General features: G+C 32.3%; 14 protein-coding genes. 12 read left to right on the forward strand and 2 right to left on the reverse strand.

The annotated features are described in order from the left end of the window. Window positions 1–74: 74 nt before the first annotated feature. Window positions 75–1,343 (reverse strand): replication-associated recombination protein A, encoded by a 1,269-nt coding sequence (locus HMPREF2737_RS04765; protein WP_037550736.1) that lies wholly within the window; start codon window positions 1,341–1,343, stop codon window positions 75–77. Between the two features lie 85 nt (window positions 1,344–1,428). On the opposite strand from HMPREF2737_RS04765, the gene cymR reads away from it, so the two are divergent. Continuing rightward, window positions 1,429–1,851, forward strand: coding sequence for a cysteine metabolism transcriptional regulator CymR (cymR, locus tag HMPREF2737_RS04770; RefSeq protein WP_033080142.1), 423 nt, complete (start codon window positions 1,429–1,431; stop codon window positions 1,849–1,851). A 140-nt stretch (window positions 1,852–1,991) separates the two neighbouring features. Next, window positions 1,992–2,126 carry an SAS049 family protein gene (locus tag HMPREF2737_RS11455; protein WP_141745578.1) on the forward strand — a complete coding sequence of 45 codons (135 nt, stop codon included), beginning with the start codon at window positions 1,992–1,994 and terminating at the stop codon, window positions 2,124–2,126. 220 nt (window positions 2,127–2,346) lie between these two features. Here the strand turns inward: HMPREF2737_RS11455 and HMPREF2737_RS04775 are convergent, their stop codons facing one another. Continuing rightward, on the reverse strand, window positions 2,347–3,360 hold the full coding sequence (locus tag HMPREF2737_RS04775) for an LLM class flavin-dependent oxidoreductase (RefSeq protein WP_080287546.1): 1,014 nt from the start codon (window positions 3,358–3,360) through the stop codon (window positions 2,347–2,349). 280 nt (window positions 3,361–3,640) lie between these two features. Here HMPREF2737_RS04775 and HMPREF2737_RS04780 point away from each other — a divergent pair, with 280 nt between their 5' ends. The 10 genes from HMPREF2737_RS04780 to HMPREF2737_RS04825 all read left to right on the forward strand — a co-directional run bounded on the left by HMPREF2737_RS04780 (window position 3,641) and on the right by HMPREF2737_RS04825 (window position 15,186). Further along, a complete protein-coding gene (locus HMPREF2737_RS04780; RefSeq protein ID WP_037550733.1) occupies window positions 3,641–4,780 on the forward strand; it encodes a cysteine desulfurase family protein in 1,140 nt (379 codons plus the stop codon). A gap of 2 nt (window positions 4,781–4,782) precedes the next feature. Continuing rightward, window positions 4,783–5,895: a tRNA 2-thiouridine(34) synthase MnmA gene (gene mnmA, locus HMPREF2737_RS04785; RefSeq protein ID WP_037550731.1), complete on the forward strand. Its 1,113-nt coding sequence runs from the start codon at window positions 4,783–4,785 to the stop codon at window positions 5,893–5,895. 197 nt (window positions 5,896–6,092) lie between these two features. Next, window positions 6,093–6,764 carry a tetratricopeptide repeat protein gene (locus HMPREF2737_RS04790; protein WP_176743866.1) on the forward strand — a complete coding sequence of 224 codons (672 nt, stop codon included), beginning with the start codon at window positions 6,093–6,095 and terminating at the stop codon, window positions 6,762–6,764. A gap of 1 nt (window position 6,765) precedes the next feature. Further along, window positions 6,766–9,207 (forward strand): SF1B family DNA helicase RecD2, encoded by a 2,442-nt coding sequence (locus HMPREF2737_RS04795; protein WP_037550729.1) that lies wholly within the window; start codon window positions 6,766–6,768, stop codon window positions 9,205–9,207. A 299-nt stretch (window positions 9,208–9,506) separates the two neighbouring features. Continuing rightward, the gene (gene alaS / locus HMPREF2737_RS04800; protein ID WP_037550728.1) at window positions 9,507–12,137 is read left to right on the forward strand and encodes an alanine--tRNA ligase; all 2,631 of its coding nucleotides are present in this window, start codon (window positions 9,507–9,509) and stop codon (window positions 12,135–12,137) included. 66 nt (window positions 12,138–12,203) lie between these two features. Then, window positions 12,204–12,464: an IreB family regulatory phosphoprotein gene (locus HMPREF2737_RS04805; RefSeq protein ID WP_037550726.1), complete on the forward strand. Its 261-nt coding sequence runs from the start codon at window positions 12,204–12,206 to the stop codon at window positions 12,462–12,464. Between the two features lie 3 nt (window positions 12,465–12,467). After that, window positions 12,468–12,896 carry a Holliday junction resolvase RuvX gene (gene ruvX, locus HMPREF2737_RS04810; protein ID WP_037550724.1) on the forward strand — a complete coding sequence of 143 codons (429 nt, stop codon included), beginning with the start codon at window positions 12,468–12,470 and terminating at the stop codon, window positions 12,894–12,896. 14 nt (window positions 12,897–12,910) lie between these two features. Then, a complete protein-coding gene (locus HMPREF2737_RS04815) occupies window positions 12,911–13,225 on the forward strand; it encodes a DUF1292 domain-containing protein (protein WP_037550722.1) in 315 nt (104 codons plus the stop codon). Between the two features lie 399 nt (window positions 13,226–13,624). Continuing rightward, on the forward strand, window positions 13,625–14,260 hold the full coding sequence (locus tag HMPREF2737_RS04820) for an O-methyltransferase (protein ID WP_037550721.1): 636 nt from the start codon (window positions 13,625–13,627) through the stop codon (window positions 14,258–14,260). Window positions 14,261–14,262: 2 nt separating this feature from the next. Further along, on the forward strand, window positions 14,263–15,186 hold the full coding sequence (locus HMPREF2737_RS04825; protein ID WP_037550719.1) for a peptidase U32 family protein: 924 nt from the start codon (window positions 14,263–14,265) through the stop codon (window positions 15,184–15,186). Window positions 15,187–15,191 lie beyond the last annotated feature (5 nt).

Consider the following 15,191-nt stretch of genomic DNA (forward strand, 5'->3'; position numbering starts at 1 on the left):
TTTAGTCATCAGTCCAATTTATTATAGAGCCATTTAAAAGTCATTTAGAATGGCTAATTGTTTCATAATCTTTTTTAGTTTTTGTTTCTTAAATTATCATAAATAGTTTTAAATTGTTGTTCACTTTTTGATGTTGTTTTAGGCTCATAATAAATTTTATTTTTGAGTTTATCTGGCAAGTATTGTTGAATGACGTATCCATTTTCATAGTTATGAGGGTACTTATAACCTATGGCACGACCTAAATCTTTAGCCCCAGCATAATGTCCATCTCGTAAATGGTCAGGAATTTGGCCAATATTACCTTTACGTATGTCACTAAGTGCACTGTCAATAGCAGTGATCGCTGAGTTGGATTTAGGTGATAAGGAAAGCTCAATTACAGCTTGACTAAGAGGAATTCTCGCTTCAGGAAACCCCAGTCGCTCTGCCGATTGAATGGCTGCAAGCGTACGTTGTCCCGCATTAGGTGAAGCCAACCCCACATCTTCATAACTAATGACTAATAAGCGTCTTACAATAGTTGGTAAATCGCCAGCTTCAATTAATCTTGCTAAATAGTGTAATGCAGCGTTTACATCACTACCTCTTATTGATTTTTGAAAAGCACTCATAACATCGTAGTGCATATCTCCATCTTTATCGCTTACGAAAGCACCTTTTTGCAAACAATCTTTAGCATCTTGAAGAGTAATATGTCTAATTTCATTTTCAACTGAAGCACTTAAAACAGCCAATTCAAGAGCATTTAAAGCACTTCTAACATCTCCTTGACTTTGCGTAGCAAAGTATTCTAATGCATCTTCATCTACTTTGGGATGATAATTAGCTAAGCCACGTTGAGAATCATTTAATGCTCTATTAATTGCGAGTCGCACATCATCATGATCTAATGAATACAGTTCGAATATTTGAGCTCTAGAGCGAATAGCTGGATTGATTGCATGATATGGATTTGAGGTTGTTGCACCAATTAGGACGATTTTACCATTTTCTAAATGTGGTAATAAGAAATCTTGTTTAGCTTTATCTAACCGGTGAATTTCATCTAATAAAAGAATGACTTGACCAGACATTTTGGCTTCTTCGACTACCATTTGCATATCTTTTTTTGAATTTGTAACTGCATTTAATTGTCTAAATTTATAATCAGTGCTACCAGAAATTGCTTTCGCAATGCTTGTTTTACCAATGCCTGGTGGCCCATAAAATATCATTGATGATAATCTTTTGGTTTCAACCATTCGTCTAATAATGCCTCTAGGTCCTACTAAATGTTGCTGCGAAATGATTTCGTCAATGTTAGTAGGTCTCATTCTTGAAGCTAAAGGTTCTGTAGTCACTATTTTCACACCTTTCTAATACTATCTTAACTGAAAAAATGCTAGAATGGTATTATATATTATTCGAATTAAGTGAGGTAATGTTATGAAAATATCAACGAAAGGGAGATACGGCTTAACTTTAATGATTTCTCTTGCTAAAAGAGAAGGGCAAGGATGCGTATCTTTAAAGTCAATTGCTGAAGAAAACAGTTTGAGTGATTTATATCTCGAACAATTAGTTGGCCCTTTAAGAAATGCTGGTTTAATTCGAAGTGTTCGTGGTGCCAAAGGTGGTTATCAACTTAGAGTACCAGCTGACGAAATTAAAGCAGGCGATATAATTCGTTTACTAGAAGGTCCTATTACGATAGTCGAAAGTATTGAATCAGAACCACCTGCACAAAAACAGTTATGGTTAAGAATGAGAGATGCTGTTAGAGAAGTATTAGATAATACTACTTTAAAATATCTAGCAGACTATGTAGAAACTGATGATAAACTTGATGGTTACATGTTTTATATTTAATTTTAAAAATATGTTTATATACAATTGTGTGTGGTAAATAATAATTACAACAGTAGGGTACATTCTTTATTTTGTATCTCAGAATTAACATGATACTTGATCGATAAAAATATTCTTAAATTTGAAAGGAGAATTTCATTATGGGATTCATAGATAAAGCGAAAGACGCAGCAGAAAAATTTAAAAATAGCGATAACGAACAAGTTGATAAAGTTAAAGACAAAATCAATGAATATACTGACAAAAACAACGATGACAAAAAAGATGATAAATAATTAGTTTTCAAGCGATAACATTAAATGTTATCGCTTTTTTATATCAAAAGAAGTATTTACAATTTAAGTAATTCAAAACATTTTTATTAAAGTTAATGTTGTTTTAGCATTAAAACCTATATGTTTATTAGCAAATAAAAGGAGTGAGATTAAATAATATCCCACTCCAAATTATGCATTAATTCTCTCGCTATCCATCAATATTAAATTTTAATATTGATTATTGATTCAATTTTTCAATAATATTCTGTAAACGAGTGAATGATTCAAATTGCTTTTCTTGATCATAAATATAGCTGATTCCCATGAGTTCTTCAATTTCACCATATTCTTCTATAAATGCTTCCAACTTCTCTTTAACTGTTTCCTCTGAACCTATTAGCGAATCATTAAATCTTTGTTTAGCCATTTCAAATTCTCTAGGTGTTAGAAGAGCTTGTAAGTCATTTGTAGGTGGTTGTAATGGTTGCATTCTACCACGAGCAATACCAATAAATACTTGAGCTAATGTGCTTGCCAAGTATTCAGCTTCTTCATCACTTTCAGCTACTATCGCATTCAAGCATACAATCATATAAGGCTTGTCTAATACGTCAGAAGGTTCAAATAGTTCTTTATATATTTGAATTGCCTCTTTCATTTGCTGAGGTGCAAAATGTCCTGCAAAGACATAAGGTAATCCCTTACGTGCAGCTAAATGAGCTGAATCAGTAGATGATCCAAGAATATATAAAGGTACATTTTTACCTACAGCGGGATAAGCTCTTACATAAGCTTGTTTATTTCCAGGTCCAAAATAAGTTTGTAATTGTTCAACTTCTTCAGGAAACTCATAGACGCCATTATGCTGGTCACGTCTCAATGCGCTAGCTGTCATCATATCAGTCCCTGGGGCTCTACCTAAACCTAGATTAACTCTGTTTGGGAAAAGTGTTTCCATTGTTCCAAATTGCTCCGCAACTATTAGAGGAGCATGGTTTGGTAACATAATCCCTCCAGAACCAACTTTAATACGTTTCGTATGTTCAAGTGTATGTTGAATCAATAGAGAAGTTGCTGAACTTACTAAATTTGGTGCGTTATGGTGTTCTGCAATCCAGTATCTTTCATAATTAAGTGAATCTAACTTTTGAGCTAAACTAATCATATCCTCAATTGCTTCTTTATCACTCTGACCTTCTCTTATTGGAACTAAATTTAATGCAGATACCTTTAGATTACCCACAGTTTTCATCTCCTCATATAAAATTAATATGGTTTAGTTTAACAAGATATGTAGTTTAATTTATATTGAAATGCTCATAATCGATAATGTTAGTGAAAAATATTGATACTTTAATTAATCGTACATTTAAAAATATTTATAAGTTAATGTGGGGTTAATTTTTAAAGTGATTGAGTGTTAAAATATTAAATAATGGAAAAATTTATGTTTATAAACAACTATATAGAAAAAATTCTATTCAGGTGCTATTATAGGAACATTGATAATATTGTGAGGAGTGTACTTAAAAATGGAAGTATATGCAGATTATGCTGCAACTACACCTGTCAAACCGGAAGTAATTGAAGAGATGATGACAATTTATAAATCACATTTTGGTAATCCATCGTCTATTCATTCTATAGGAAGAGATGCACGTCGTTTTCTAGATGAATCAAGAAGAACAGTTGCTAAATTATTGAATGCTAAGCCTAGCGAAGTCATTTTTACAAGTGGCGCGACTGAATCAAATAATACAGCCATTAAAGGATTAGTTTACGCAAATGAACATCTTGGAAATCACATTATTACAACTAAAATTGAACATCATTCTGTCTTACACGTGTTTGAACAATTGGAAAAAGAAGGATATGATGTCACTTATTTAGATGTAGATGATACAGGTGCAATAGATTTAGATCAACTTAAAGAAGCATTAACGAATGACACTATTTTAGTTTCGATAATGTTTGTTAATAATGAAGTTGGAACTGTTGAACCTATGTATGATATAGAAGATATTGTTAGCGAGTCAAACGCATTATTGCATGTAGATGCAGTTCAAGCAATCGGACATTTAGATGTTAATTTTGAAGATTTTAAAATGGATACTTTAAGTTTGACAGCACATAAATTCGGCGGTCCAAAAGGTGTAGGTGTCTTATTAGTTAGAGATAAAACCCCAATAGAGTACACTCAACTAGGAGGAGAACAAGAAACCAAACGACGTGCAGGAACAGAAAATTTAGCACAAATTGTTGGTTTAACAAAAGCACTAGAATTAGCACATAAGAATAGAGATAATAATAATTTACATTTAATGCAATTAAAAGAATTATTCTTAGTTAGCCTACAAGAACGTGCGATTCCTTTTGAGGTAAATGGTTCTATGGTTGATACAACAGGACATATTCTAAATTTATATTTCCCATTCATAGACGTGGAAACTATGCTAACACTTTTAGATCTAGCTAACATTTATGTATCTTCAGGTTCAGCATGTACAGCTGGTTCAACAACACCTTCTCATGTTTTAGCAGCAATGTATGAAGATGAAGAACGTGCTAAACACTCAGTAAGATTTAGCTTTAATGAATTAACAACTGATCAAGAAATAAAATATATCGTAGCTGAAATTCACAAAATATATCATAAATTTAAGGAGGAATAAATGTGTCTAATAAAGATATACGTGTAGTTGTAGGTATGTCTGGCGGTGTTGACAGTTCAGTCACAGCTCATGTGCTTAAAGAGCAAGGGTATGATGTTATTGGAATATTCATGAAAAACTGGGATGACACTGATGAGAATGGTGTTTGTACTGCAACAGAAGACTATAATGACGTTATCGCAGTATGTAATCAAATTGGTATTCCATATTATGCCGTTAATTTCGAACAAGAATATTGGGATAAAGTCTTTACTTATTTCTTAGATGAATATAAAAAAGGTCGTACACCTAATCCAGATGTAATGTGTAACAAAGAAATTAAGTTTAAAGCTTTTCTAGAGCATGCACTTAAATTGGGCGCAGATTACGTAGCAACAGGACATTACGCAAGAATACGTCGTCATGATGATGGCCATGTAGAAATGTTACGAGGTGTAGATAATAATAAAGATCAAACTTATTTCTTAAATCAACTATCTCAACAACAATTGTCTAAAGTTATGTTTCCAATTGGAAATATTGATAAAAAAGAAGTTCGTAAAATAGCAGAAGAGCAAGATTTAGCAACAGCTAAAAAGAAAGACTCTACAGGCATCTGTTTTATTGGAGAGCGTAATTTCAAAACATTCTTATCACAATATTTACCAGCTCAAGCTGGAGAAATGCGTACGTTGAATGGCGAAAAAATGGGAATGCATAGTGGATTAATGTATTACACTATTGGTCAAAGACATGGACTTGGTATCGGTGGAGACGGTGATCCATGGTTCGTTGTAGGTAAAAATTTAGAAGACAATATTTTATACGTTGAACAGGGTTTCCATCATGATGCACTCTATAGTGATTATTTAATAGCTTCCGATTTTTCTTTCGTAAATCCAGTTGATTTGGACAACGGATTTGAATGTACTGCTAAATTTAGATATCGTCAAAAAGATACTAAGGTGTTTGTTCAACGTGAAAGTCAAAATGCTTTACGCGTTACATTTGATGAACCAGTACGTGCTATCACACCGGGACAAGCTGTTGTATTTTATGATGAAGAAGTTTGTCTAGGTGGAGCAACTATCAATGATGTATTTAAAACAACAGGTCAGTTAAGTTATGTTGTTTAATTAAACAAAAGATGGAGTTGTTAAAAGCCTGGGACATAATTCAATGCCTCAGGCTACAAATATATATTGGCAGTAATTGACTGGAAATATTTTTTCGAAAAACATTGTTTATGTCTTGCTCTCAAATACTACTACATCTTTATTTTATAAAATAAAGCGTTTCTCGTAAGATAATTTTAGGATTGGGTGGAATAATGATAACGAAACAAGATACGATTTATGAGTGGATTCAAAATGGTCAACTTGAAGATGCTTTAAAAGCTTTATTTCAAAACATAGAAGAAAAACCAAATACCATTGAAAATTATATCAATGCAGGAATAGTATTAGCTGATATTAATGAAATTGAAAAGGCTGAGCGTTTCTTTCAACGTGCAATTACGATAGATGATAAAAATGGTGCAGTGTATTACAATTTAGCCAATCTGTATTACGATCAAGGTAAATACCGTGATGCTATTAAACTATATCAATTGGCATCTAAATACAATATGGATAAAATAGATACTAATTACATGATTGGTATGTCATTTAACCAATTAGATGCACCAAAAGAATCTTTACCTTACTTTATGACTGCAGCAGAATTAGATAATAATCAAGATGCAGAAGTTCAATTTCAATATGGTTTGGCACTATGTCATTTAGAAATGTTTAACCAGGCTATAAATCAATTAAAAATTGTTTTATCTATAGATTCAAAGCATGTCGATGCTTTATATAATATTGGTTTAGCCACTTACATGGATACTGAAGATCTTGATTTAGCTATGTCTTATTTTGACAAGGCAATATCTATAGATCCAAATCATTTGTTAAGTCATCATGCTAAGAAAACGTTTGAAGCTATAAAGAATGAGGAGGAGTAATATGTCTGACCCTACACTATTTGATTATTCAATGATTAAAGGTACTGTAGATGCTATTTTATTTCAAAATAATAATAATTTCTATACAGTCATTAAAGTGGATACAATTGAGACTAATGAATCATTTGGTAATTTACCAACAGTTGTAGGGTTCTTTCCAAATATTGTGGAAGGAGATGTATACACTTTTAAAGGACAAGTGGTAGAGCACCCACGTTATGGCAAGCAATTGAAAGCCGACACTTTTGAAAAAGAGGTCCCTCAAACTAAGGATGCTATAATTACATATTTATCAAGTGACTTATTCAAAGGTATAGGTAAAAAAACTGCTCAAAATATTGTAAATACACTTGGTGAAAATGCGATAAATGATATTATGGCAGACGCATCAGTTTTAGAGAAGGTTTCAAATTTACCGAAAAAGAAACAAAATCAGATTGCTAATCAAATTAACGCCAATCAAGAGTCCGAAAAAATTATGATTCGATTACATGATTTAGGCTTCGGACCTAAATTATCAATGGCGATATATCAATTTTACCAAGCCGAGACTTTAAACGTGCTCGAAAATAACCCTTATCAACTCGTTTATGATATTAAAGGAATTGGTTTTAATAAAGCTGATACTTTAGCTAGAAATAATGGCATTAGTTTTAATGATCCAGAACGATTGAAAGCAGGATTATTGTATACGTTAGAAGAAGAATGTATAAAACAAGGTCACACCTATTTATCACTAGATTATGCAATTGAAGTGACATTAGACATGCTAATGGATGCTCATTCCAGTGATAGCATCGATTCAAAACAGCTTGAAAATATTCTCGAATTATTACATGAGGAACAAAAAATTATTGTAAATAATGAGCGAGTCGCCATTCCTAGTCTTTATTATTCCGAACTCAAAAGTGTTCAAAATTTATATCGAATTAAAACATACAAACATAAGCTAAAAGAAATAGAACAATCTGATTTACAGATACATATAGGGGATATAGAGACTAGTAATAATGTGCTTTATGCATCATCTCAAAAAGAGGCCTTACAAACTGCAATTAATTCTAAAATTATGCTTTTAACCGGTGGCCCTGGTACAGGTAAAACAACAGTAATCAAAGGAATCGTTGAGCTTTATGCAGAGGTACATGGTCTTTCTCTTAATTATTCAGACTATCAAGAAGATGACTATCCTATTGTCCTGGCAGCTCCGACAGGTAGAGCATCTAAAAGATTGCAAGAATCTACAGGGTTAGAAGCAATGACAATTCATCGTCTAATTGGATGGAATCAAGAAACACAACCAGAAGACATTCTAGATAATGAAATTAAAGCAAAGCTCATAATTATTGACGAAATGTCTATGGTAGATACATGGTTGTTTCACCAATTTTTAAGTGCAGTTCCACTAGATGCACAAATTATTTTAGTCGGTGATGAAGATCAATTACCCTCAGTTGGACCAGGTCAAATCTTTAAGGATCTTATTGATTCGAAGGCAATACCGCGAGTTAATCTAACTGAAGTTTATCGTCAACAAGATGGTTCAAGTATCATCGATTTAGCGCATCGTATGAAACATGGTGAGCCAATAGATATTACAAAGCGTTATCATGATAGGAGTTTTATAAGTTGTAATGTCGATCAAATTCCTACAGTAGTTGAAAAAGTAGTTTCAAGTGCAGTTAATAAAGGTTATGATATGAGTGATATTCAAGTCTTGGCGCCTATGTATAAAGGTAACGCAGGTATTAAAAGATTAAATCAAGTATTACAAGATATTTTAAATCCCAAGGCACAAGATACACGAGAAATTGAATTTGGTGATATAAAGTTTCGTAAAGGTGACAAGGTTCTTCAGTTAGTTAATCGTCCTAATGATAATATCTTCAATGGTGACATAGGAATAATCGTTGGTATATTTTGGGCTAAAGAAAATGCTTTAAATAAAGATGTTATGGTTGTTGATTTCGAAGGTAACGAGATTACTTTCACTCGTCAAGATTTATTAGAATTAACGCATGCTTATTGCACATCTATTCATAAATCACAAGGGTCTGAATTTCCAATTGTAATTATGCCTATCGTTAAGCAGTATTTTAGAATGTTACAGCGACCAATACTTTATACAGGACTTACACGTGCTAAACAATCATTAGTATTACTTGGAGATTCAACCGCATTTGAAATTGGATTAAATACGCAAGGACAAATACGACATACACAATTGCAAGAGCTAATCTTGTCATATTTTGATATAGATCAAAAAGAAAGTGATGTAACAATTTCAAATACTTCTGTGAATAAAGATGAAGAGGCAATGGATACAATTTACGACGTAGATACAAAAGATGATCAAATCATTTTAAGTGAATCTACTATATATCAAATCAATCCAATGATTAATATGGGTGATGTTTCTCCTTATGATTTTGCTGAGCGTTGACATTTAGTTTGAAAATACTTAAAATAATCTTAAGTTCGCATGAAGATGAGTAGGCAATTATAACTTATATAGAGATGTACTGGTTGGTGAAAAGTGCAATGTATATTGTTGAACGCTACTTCATGTCGTTTTTATATTTTAATTGAGTGATAAATGTTTTCTATCAAGCGATAATTTTTGTAGCTTAAAGATAGATTGTTTATAACTAGGGTGGTACCGCGAAAACGTTCGTCCCTTTTTTGAGGATGAACGTTTTTTGTGTTTTTTAGATAAAATATGTTGATATAGGAGTGTCGGAAATGAAAAATTTAAAGGCTAGTGAAATTCGTCAAAAATATATTGATTTCTTCGTCGAAAAAGGTCATATGGTTGAACCTTCAGCCCCCTTAGTTCCAATTGATGACGATACATTATTATGGATAAATTCAGGTGTAGCAACTTTAAAGAAATATTTCGATGGTAGAGAAACACCAAGAAAGCCTAGAATAGTCAATTCTCAAAAAGCAATTAGAACAAATGATATTGAAAATGTAGGATTTACTGCACGACATCATACATTTTTCGAAATGCTTGGTAACTTTTCAATTGGTGATTATTTCAAAAAAGAAGCAATCCACTTTGCGTGGGAATTTTTAACTAGTGAAAAATGGATGGGCATGGAACCTGAAAAATTATATGTAACTATTCATCCTGAAGATACTGAAGCTTATCGTATTTGGAATGATGAAATTGGATTAGAAGAAAGTCGAATTATTAGAATAGAAGGTAATTTCTGGGATATCGGTGAGGGTCCATCTGGTCCTAACACTGAAATTTTCTATGATCGTGGAGATGCATATGGCCAAGATGATCCATCAGAAGAGATGTATCCAGGTGGGGAAAATGAAAGATATTTAGAAGTTTGGAACTTAGTATTTAGTGAATTTAACCATAATAAAGACAACACTTATACACCATTACCAAATAAAAATATTGATACGGGTATGGGGCTTGAACGAATGGCCTCTGTTTCTCAAAACGTAAGAACAAATTATGAAACAGACTTATTTATGCCAATCATTAATGAAGTAGAAAATGTAGCTGGCAAAAAATATTTAGTAAACAACGAGCATGATATTGCCTTTAAGGTAATAGCGGACCATATTCGTACAATTGCATTTGCAATTGCTGATGGCGCTTTACCTGCGAATGAGGGAAGAGGTTACGTTTTACGTCGACTTCTACGTAGAGCAGTCAGATTTAGTCAAACTCTCGACATTAATGAACCATTTATGTATAAGTTAGTTGATATCGTTGCAGAGATAATGGAGCCATATTATCCAAATGTTAAAGAGAAAGCTGATTTTATTAAGCGTGTTATTAAATCAGAAGAAGAGCGTTTCCATGAGACACTTCAAGAAGGTTTAGCAATTTTGAATAATTTATTAGCTAAAGCTAAATCATCTAATAATGAAATTAACGGTTCAGATGCGTTCAAATTATACGACACTTATGGATTCCCAATTGAATTGACAGAAGAATTAGCTAGTCAAGAAAACATCTCTGTGGATATGGCAACGTTTGAAAAAGAAATGGATCAACAACGTACACGAGCTAGAGAAGCTCGACAAAGTTCACAATCAATGCAAATCCAAAGTGAAGTTCTTAAAAATATTACTACTGAAAGCAAATTTGTCGGATATGAAACTACAGATTATCAGACTACGTTAACTGATTTAATTTATGATGGAGAAAAAGTTGAATCTGCTGAACCAGGAGAAACTGTATATTTCATTTTAAAAGAAACTCCATTTTATGCAGTTAGTGGTGGGCAAGTAGCTGATAAAGGAACAGTAGGTAATGAGAACTTTGAGATTGAAGTAACTGAAGTAACTAAAGCACCTAATGGTCAAAACTTACATCAAGGTGTCATCCAATTTGGTCAAGTTACAGTTAATAGTGATGTAGATGCAAGTGTTAATAGGGATGAAAGAAAAGACATCCAAAAAAATCATAGTGCCACTCATTTACTTCACGCTGCATTAAAAGAAGTATTAGGTGAACATGTAAATCAAGCAGGTTCGTTAGTTGAAAGTGAGCGTTTGCGTTTCGATTTCTCACATTTTGGTCCGATGACTCAAGACGAAATTGATAAAGTTGAAAGACGTGTAAATGAGGAAATTTGGAGAGGTATTTCAGTTAATATACAAGAGATGCCTATTAATGAAGCAAAACAAATGGGTGCTATGGCGTTATTCGGTGAAAAATACGGAGATATTGTGCGCGTTGTTAATATGGCACCGTTCTCAATTGAGCTATGTGGTGGTATACATGTTGATAATACTGCAGAAATTGGGCTTTTCAAGATTATAAGTGAATCAGGTACAGGTGCAGGCGTTAGACGTATTGAAGCATTTACTGGTAAATCAGCGTTCTTACATCTAGAGGATATTCAAAATAAATTTAATTCTATTAAAGATCAAGTTAAAGTCAAATCTGATAATCAAGTATTTGATAAAATTGTCCAGCTACAAGAAGAAGAAAAGAACCTTCATAAACAATTAGAACAACGAAATAAGGAAATCACTTCACTAAAAATGGGTAATATAGAGGATCAAATTGAAGAAATTAATGGCTTTAAAGTACTAGCTACAGAAGTTGAAGTTTCTAATGCTAAAGAAATAAGACAAACTATGGATGATTTCAAATCTAAACAACAAGATGCTATTATAATCTTAGCAAGTGATTTAGGTGAAAAGGTATCACTAATAGCAACTGTACCAAAAGAACAAACAGATAAAATTAAAGCTGGAGATATCATTAAGAATATGGCACCATTAGTTGGTGGTAAAGGTGGCGGTCGTCCAGATATGGCTCAAGGTGGCGGTACGCAACCAGAAAATATCTCAGAAGCATTACGCTTTATTAAAGATTACATTAAAAAACTATAACTTTGTAATCAACTAGTGTAAAATTGGTGTATGTAAGATAATTCGTTTTAGAGGAGTGTCGCATCTATGGATAATATTGATAAAACAATGAAGTTTGACTATGAAGAAATTCCGAAAGATAATGTTGAAACAGTGTTAAACAACGTACACCGAACTTTAGAAGAGCGTGGTTACAATGCTATAAATCAAATTGTAGGATATTTACTTTCAGGTGATCCTGCATATATACCTCGTCAAAATGATGCTCGAAATCAAATTCGCCACATTGATCGTGACGTTATCATGGAAGAACTCGTTTCAAATTATTTAAAAGAGAACAAGAAATAGTATATGTTAACGCACAAAATTTTGGGTTTGGATGTAGGTAGTAAAACAGTTGGCGTAGCTATAAGCGATTTAATGGGTTGGACTGCCCAAGGATTGGACACTCTAAGAATTAACGAGGAACTAGAAGATTTTGGTATAGATCAATTAGTGACCATTATTAAAGAACATAACGTTGGTTCTGTTGTAATTGGTTTACCTAAGAATATGAATAATTCTATTGGCTTTCGTGGAGAAGCTTCGTTAAGATACAAGGAGTTACTCAAAGAAAGCTTACCTAATATAGAGATAATTATGTGGGATGAACGATTAAGTACTATGGCAGCAGAGCGTTCATTACTTGAAGCAGATGTATCTAGACAAAAAAGAAAAAAAGTAATTGATAAAATGGCAGCAGTATTTATATTGCAAGGCTATTTAGATTCAATTCAATAAAGGAGTAATAAACAATGACTGAACATAATCATAACCACGATGTAGAATTAGATATTAGTAATGAAGAAGAGTTATTAACTTTATTCGATGAAAATGGTAATGAAGTTTTATATCGTAAAATGTTGGAATTTTACCATCCAGAATTTAAAAAAGAATATGTTATTTTAGCTGAGGAAGGTACTCAATCTGACGATGATGACATGATTGAATTGATTCCAATGATTAATGAACCTGATGAATCAGGCGATGGTGGTAAATTAGTACCTATCGAGACTGATGAAGAATGGGACATGATTGAAGAAGTAGTTAACACAAACATGGAAGAATAGTTTCCTAGATTTAATATTTAATACTAAAACAAATTTAAATTAGCTGACTGAACTGTCAATATGTGATTTAATTTATAATTCAGAACAGTAATTTTATATAAGGAGTGGGATAATGAATTCAATTCGAGTTCTATTCTGCTCCTTTTTTGATTGATAAAATCGTGGTTTTTTACATATTACATCTTAAATTACAAACAAATATATGATAAAATATTTAAAGTTAAATTCTTATAGGTAGACAATGAGTTTTAATAAATATTTAAATCAGTCATACATTTATAAGTATAAGTTATCCTAGCACGGTTAAGTTTATTTAAAACTTTTAAAGTTTAGCGGATAACTCCATATCAACTGGTTTATTTTTTAATGTCATTTTGTCTTTAAAAAGGAAGTAAATTAATGGAAGCTAACCAGCAGTATTTATTGGATATACATCGTAAAACAGATAATAAAATTGAAACGTTAAGAGAATATGCGGAGCAAAATGTTGTACCAATTGTCGATAGATTATCCCTAGAGATGATTAAACAATTAATTCGGATACATCATGCAAAAAACATTCTAGAAATTGGCACTGCAATAGGGTATAGTTCAATGCAATTTGCATCCGTATCAAATGATATACATATTACGACTATAGAGCGTGATGAGAAAATGATTACACAAGCTAAATCAAATTTCGAAACTTATGGCTACTCATCACAAATAAGACTTATAGAGGGAAATGCTTTAGAGCAATATAATAAAGTCAGTGATAAACAATATGACATTATTTTTATTGATGCAGCAAAAGCTCAATCAAAGAAATTTTTTGAATATTACACACCACTATTAAGAAATGGTGGACTAGTCATTACAGATAATGTTCTATACCACGGTTTTGTATCGAATATAGATATTGTACGTTCTAGAAATGTTAAGCAAATGGTTAAAAAAGTTCAAAAATTTAATGATTGGCTAATTAGTCTAGAAAATTACAGTACTAACTTTATAAATATGGATGATGGGTTAGCAATATCAATTAAAGGAGAATAATTATGACGGAATTACTCGTTACTCCTAAATCATTAAGTCATTTAGAAACACTAATAGATATTGGTGCAGATGCATTTGTTATTGGTGAACAAAAATTTGGGTTAAGATTACCAGGAGAGTTTAATCGTGAGGATATTAAACAAGCAGTCAAATTAGCGCATGAGCATGATAGAAAAATATATGTTGCTGTAAATGGCATTTTCCACAATTATCATTTAAATGCATTGGAAGACTATACTAATTTCTTACATGAAGTTAGAGTAGACCGAATTATATTTGGTGACCCTGCAGTCGTCATGTATGTCAAAAATCAACATAATCCGATACCACTAAATTGGGATGCTGAAACTATAGTAACTAACTATTTCCAATGTAACTATTGGGGGAAAAGAGGTGCCAAACGAGCACTTCTAGCGAGAGAATTAAACTTAGATGAAATAATAAATATAAAAGAGAATGCAAATGTTGAAATTGAAGTTCAAGTACATGGGATGACTTGTATGTTCCAATCTAAACGCATGTTGCTTGGGAACTATTATACTTTCCAAGATAGACAAATGAAGATTAAACGTGAAAATGATGATAAAGAGTTACTCCTATATGACGAAGAACGTGATAATAAATATCCTGTATTTGAAGATTTTAATGGTACACATATAATGTCTCCAAATGATATCTGCTTAATTGAAGAACTCGAGCCACTATTTGAAGCTGGAATTGATTCTTTTAAGATAGATGGAATTCTGCAAAGTGAAGAATATATAAACACTGTTACAGCTCAATACAGAGAAGCTATAGATTTATATAATGAAGATCCTGAAGCATATGAAGATGAAAAATTCATGTTAGTAGATCCAATTGAAGCAATCCAACCAGAACATCGTCCATTTGATGAAGGATTTTTATATAAACAAACAGTTTATTAAAAAGG

The organism is Staphylococcus sp. HMSC069D12 (genome assembly GCF_001810405.1).
GTDB classification, from domain to species: domain Bacteria; phylum Bacillota; class Bacilli; order Staphylococcales; family Staphylococcaceae; genus Staphylococcus; species Staphylococcus haemolyticus.